General features: G+C 55.6%; 1 rRNA gene. It reads left to right on the top strand.

From position 1 onward, the window contains the following. Nucleotides 1-86: ribosomal RNA gene (gene rrf / locus AC1AV0_RS10910) — 5S ribosomal RNA — on the top strand; the annotation flags it as partial. Between the last annotated feature and the right edge of the window lie 1,102 nt (nucleotides 87-1,188).

Genomic DNA, 1,188 nt, shown 5'->3' on the forward strand with positions numbered 1-1,188 from the left:
GTCCCATTCCGAACCCGGAAGCTAAGGCCCAGCACGGCGATGGTACTGCACCCGACAGGGTGTGGGAGAGTAGCACGCCGCCGCATTACACGAACACAGGACCCCGGTCGAGCCCCACGGCTCCCGGGGTCCTGCCATACCCCCGGACCAAACACCGACGGGATCCCTCGACTACGCTCGGGATGACGGATGCGCGTCCGGTCCGTCGGGTCGCGTTCGGGGACTGCGGGACGGCCTCTCCCCGTCATCCCGAGCGAAGCGAAGCGCAGCCGAGGGATCCCCCATCTCCGCAAACACAAAACCCTCCGAACTATGCCTACTTCTCAGGAGGCCTACCCATACCTACGACAACCCCGACACCTCGCAAGGTGTTCGGGGTTTTTGTGTATTTGGAGCTGACATAATGCTCGTTATCGGCAGTGCTGCCTCACCATCATCTTTTCTGCCTCATTTCTGCCAGATATGATGCAGAAAACATCACGATGAGCAGGGATCCCTCGACTCCGCTCGGGATGACGAGGAGAGGCCGCGCCGTCATCCCGAGCGCAGAAACCTGGATTACCGGGTTGGACGCTATATCAGTGTGGAACGTTTGATTTCTGACGACCATTGAACACGCATCTTGAAGCAATTGGTCGGTGGTGGACGCATCGTCAAAGTCGGTGATGGCCGTGACACTGGCTATGTGCTTGCCTCACCGTCACAATCACGCTCGGAGACGCCGGCAGTCTGAACGAAGATTCTCAACGAGGTGGAAGATGATGGATCAGCGGTAGGCCCATCGCTTCGCATTGAACCGCTAAGACGCAGCATGGGCGTGTCGTTGCTTTTGTGGTGATTATGTGTGGACGAGAAAACGCTGTGATGCCGTCTGCTTGGAACAAGGGATCTTCGGGATGGTTTTTAGCCATGGAAACCCATTTTCGACACGCCGATAAAAGCCAATAATTGCAATGGTTTTAATATGACCTGCCGATGTGGATTTGCGTTTTGGCTCAGGTGTGTGTAAGTTATTCATCTTGCTGCCGGTCAGCGAGGGGAAATCTCCAAGAGATAGCTTCGGACTGATTGTGTGGTGGTGGTTTGAGAACTCAAGAGCGTGTTTGTACTACTTCTTTATAGTCAATGATTGCCAGTTCATTGCCCGCCCGTTTTTCGGGTCCGCGGGAGCGGTTAATGGGTGGTGAG

Source organism: Bifidobacterium sp. LH_558 (assembly GCF_056356295.1).